The organism is Candidatus Frankia alpina (assembly GCF_902806485.1).
Lineage (GTDB): Bacteria > Actinomycetota > Actinomycetes > Frankiales > Frankiaceae > Frankia > Frankia alpina.
On record NZ_CADCWT010000347.1, the window covers coordinates 1 to 3928 of the forward strand.

Annotated in this window: 2 protein-coding genes, 1 tRNA gene and 1 pseudogene; 1 reads left to right on the top strand and 3 read right to left on the bottom strand. The window is 69.3% G+C overall.

The window, feature by feature from the left end; translation table 11 throughout:
- Window positions 1-887 precede the first annotated feature (887 nt).
- Window positions 888-963 (bottom strand) — tRNA-Thr (locus G6R25_RS22345).
- 757 nt (window positions 964-1720) lie between these two features.
- Here G6R25_RS22345 and G6R25_RS30985 point away from each other — a divergent pair.
- Entirely contained in the window at window positions 1721-2098 is a 378-nt protein-coding gene (locus G6R25_RS30985; RefSeq protein ID WP_235949447.1) for an AMIN-like domain-containing (lipo)protein, read from the top strand.
- 176 nt (window positions 2099-2274) lie between these two features.
- On the opposite strand, the pseudogene G6R25_RS29160 reads toward G6R25_RS30985, so the two are convergent.
- Together G6R25_RS29160 and G6R25_RS29165 are read right to left on the bottom strand one after the other, a co-directional pair.
- A pseudogene (locus G6R25_RS29160) lies at window positions 2275-2955 on the bottom strand (ABC transporter substrate-binding protein); the annotation flags it as partial.
- Entirely contained in the window at window positions 2952-3338 is a 387-nt protein-coding gene (locus G6R25_RS29165) for an ABC transporter substrate-binding protein (protein ID WP_205447362.1), read from the bottom strand. The gene G6R25_RS29165 and the pseudogene G6R25_RS29160, both read right to left, overlap by 4 nt.
- Window positions 3339-3928 lie beyond the last annotated feature (590 nt).

Consider the following 3928-nt stretch of genomic DNA (forward strand, 5'->3'; position numbering starts at 1 on the left):
GGACGGCACAACGGGGCCAATACTCCGCGTAGCAGATCGCAACCTAGAACGATCTTCCCGGGGCCCTGATCCGCAACCCCGGAATCTCCTGGACGTCGATGACCCCGACGTCCGCCGCATGCAAATCACCGTCGCCGCCCGGCTCGAGGCGCAGATGGCCCGCGGGCTCCCGGCACCACGACGGACACGACAGATCAGGTTCCTCGCCGGCCACAGCAGTCCTCCTCCCGGTCACCGAACCGTCCCAACAACAGGTACCGGGCCGGTCGACGGCCCGCCATCGCCTCCCGTCGCGGACGGTCCCACCACCATCGCATACGGGTGCACACGCGACGCAGCCACCCGAAATCCCCATCACGACATTTCCCGGTCCCCCTGGCCAAGCCTGCCCGGCAGACGGCCAGGACTGTCCTTGCCCACCCGCCGGCAAGCAGCAGACCAGGCAGAAACCACAGGAAACAGACGAACAGACCCGCCCCCGGCCGGTCGACAAGCAAACGACGCCCCGAGCGCACAGACGCACCGGGCGGACGAGCCCGCCGACCAGGAACGTCAGCTCTTCCCCGTCCAGGTTCCCGACGTCCTACTCACGATCAGCCAAACCGCCAGGTCGTCACTGTCCGTCACCACTCTCGGTCACCACTCTCGGCGGACTCGATCATCGATGAATCACCGGCCCTTCGCCCCCCTCGGCCACCTCGCAGTCGGGCCCTGCCGTGGCCAACCCGGACTGCGATCCACCCCTGAGAACTGCACACAGGGGCCATAGCCGGACGATTGATCGACATGGTTCTGCGGAATGAGCCCATCTCGAGCCCATCCACGATCTTGAAACCCCCAACATCGATCTTCCCTGCAGCAAAGCCACAGGTCAAAGGGGGTGCATCTGGAGCCGGCGAGGGGACTTGAACCCCTAACCGCCCGATTACAAGTCGGGTGCGCTACCAGTTGCGCCACGCCGGCCGGCGATCTCACGATACCCGACCGGGGGCAGCACCCAGGCCTCGCCGCTCGACCCTCCACCGCGCGGTCCTGGGCTGCTCGATGCTGCTCGCCCGCCTCGCCGCCGTGCGTCTCACCCTGGTGTCCGACATGCACGCCGTGGCAGCGCCTTGCGGGAGGTTGCGACCAGCATCGCTGCGTTGCCACGCGCCCGAATGCAGATCCGCCCGCGGGCTCCCGTTCATGGTCGTGACGCGTCGGGTACGACGAGTAGGACGGCTTCGCGCCGTGTGTCCGGAGAAAGCGGGGCGTCGCGGATGGGAAGCATCGTCGTGGTGGGGTCGACAGCCGCGGGATCCGCGACCGGACGAAGCGGCCGACCGCTGACGGACCTTCGTCCGACTGGTCCGACCGGTGGCCGACGGCAGGCCCGACGGGTGCGCCGTGGCGGTCCCGCCGCCGTCATGACGGCCCTGATGACGGCCCTCATGACGGCCCTGATGGTGGGCCTCGTCGGTTGCGGCGGCTCCAGCTCCGCCGGAGCCAACGGTGCCGGCTCGCCCTCCTCACCGGCCGCGCACTCCCCGCCACGGCAGCGGCCGGCAGCGCCACGGCGTCAGTCAGCCCGGGGGGCACGGTCAGGCCGCCGGCTCCGTCGGCGTCAGCGGGAGCGAGCACCGGCCCGGGGGCGGCATCGACCGGGCCGCGGACCAGTGCGCGGAACTGGTCGAGTCAGCCGGCGGCGCAGGCGCGGCAGCAGGCCCGACCCGTCCGGCTGGTGTCGCTGCGCAGCGCGGTCAACGTGGAGAACGGGGTCCGGTTCGACCGGCTCGTGCTGGAGTTCGCCGACGGTGTTCCCGGCTACCGGGCCCAGTTCGTGCCGCAGGTCGTCCGGCCGGGATCGGGGGCTCCGCTGCCCCTGGCCGGCCAGACGGCGTTCGAGCTCGTCCTGACCTCCGCCGCCGCCCACGACGACCAGGGCGCCTCGACGCTGCGCACGGCACCCGATGGCACCGGCCCGTCGGGGCTGAGCTACGCGCTGGCCGGGGACTTCGAGGGGACGGTGCACATCGGCGTCGGCCTGAGCCGCGTCGCCGGCTTCCGCATCGTCGAGCTCACGGGGCCGGACCGCCTCGCCGTCGACTTCCTCTCCTGACGTCCCGCCGGCGTACCAGCGGCTAACCGGACGCGGGCAGGACGTGGCCGCAGCAGGGGGCTGGGGCGACCGGGTCGAAGCCGGTGCCGGCCTTGTTCACCTGCACGTAGTCGTAGGTTCACCTGCACGTAGTCGTAGCAGGGGGCGATGTTGCCCATTCCCTTGCTCAGGTCGATGGGGGCGGGCAGCAGGCCGCCCGCGTCATAGTGCGTCTGGGCGCGCAGGCCGGTGAGCACGCTCGCCCAGGTGGGGCATAAGCCGGCGGCCTTGATGCCTTCCAGGAGGAGGTCGGTGGTGATCCAGCCGATCAGCGTGGAACCGTCGGGCACGGACGCGGCCTGCGGCGAGTAGGCAGCCATCGCGGCGAGGAAACGGCGGTGCGCCGCGGTGTTCAGCTCGAACGGGGCGTAGTCGAGGAACGAGTACGCCCCGGCAGCCGCGGCACCCACCGAGTCGAGCGCGCTGCGGTCGTAGGTGGCGAGGTTACCCAGAGCCACGGTCAGGTTCACGCCGGCGGCGCGTGCTCCGACGACGATCTGGTAATACGTCTGCGCCGGGACGAAGGCGATGAGGCTGTCGGCCCCGGCGGCCCTGAGCTGCTGCGCGAACCGCGCCGCGTCGAAGGCGCCGGCGGGGACCTGCAGGTTCGTGACGACGTCGACGCCTGCCGCGCGCAGGCTCTGCGCCGAGATGCCGGCCAGGGTTGTCGTCGCCGCCGATAACTCGACCGAGATCGTCACCGCCCGTTTCCCGCCCTTGGCCGCGATGAACTCCCCCCAGCCGCTCGACACCGGCAGCTGTGACAGAGGCCGGGAGTAGCCGAAGACGTTGCGGTGCTCGCCCGGGTCGGGGATCACTCCCTCACACCCTGCTGCTCCAGCAGGGCCGCGGAGCCCGATGGCGCGACGCTGAACTGGAGGATCGACAGCACGTTGCCGTGCTCCGCCAGGTCGCGGCCCGCGACGAGGTTCAGCTCGGGCACGCTCTCGTCGTCCCGGAAACTGTAAGTGATCTTGCGGCCGTTCATGCCGCCCTTGGCGTTCTGCTCATCCAGTCGAGCGTCGATGCCGGCCCGGAACAGGGTGCTGGGATCGCTGCCGAATCCGCTGCCAGAGTACAGCAGGCCGAGATTGATCCCATCCTGCGTCACCCCGGGAGCCGCGGTGGCGCATGCGGTGTTCACAGTGCCGGCGCGGTCGTCCCGCCTGGAGCCGCACGCCGCCACCCCGGCGAGCAGCACACAGCCGAGAACGGCGGCGACAACAGATGAACGCGAACACGGCTGCGAACGTAGATCCAATTTTCTCATCCTCCCGTGGCTGTCGGTCGTGGAACTCGGGCCGCATCGGCCGGCAAGCGCTCTCCGAAAATCGCCGCGTGCCGATCGGATCAGCGCCCGTTCGGACCCGACCCGGCGACCGGAGCGGACGGATATAGCGCCCCCGGAAAGGGGATTTCCCGCGGCCCGATGGATGCACTGAGCGACCCCGCGAAGGCAGCGGAATATGCGCTCCGGTGCAGCTCCATGACACAAGGAGACACCCGCTACCTGCGTCGCGTTCGGAGAGTGTCCGGACATTACACCCCCAGGCGGTGCCGGTCTACATATCTGAAATCCACCTCAAAACCGCCCAAGCGATCAATACGACATATCCGGACAATCGCGGCGGCCGGCGTCTCGAGGCAACGACTCCAGAATAGATCGACGAGTTGCTCGGAAAGTCACTGAGCCATTCCCGGCAACGATTTGTGACGTTGGGTAATCGTTACGGGGTGTAAGTGTCCCTGGGGGCTGTGGCGACGAAGGCGCGGGGCTCCGTGAGGAAGGTT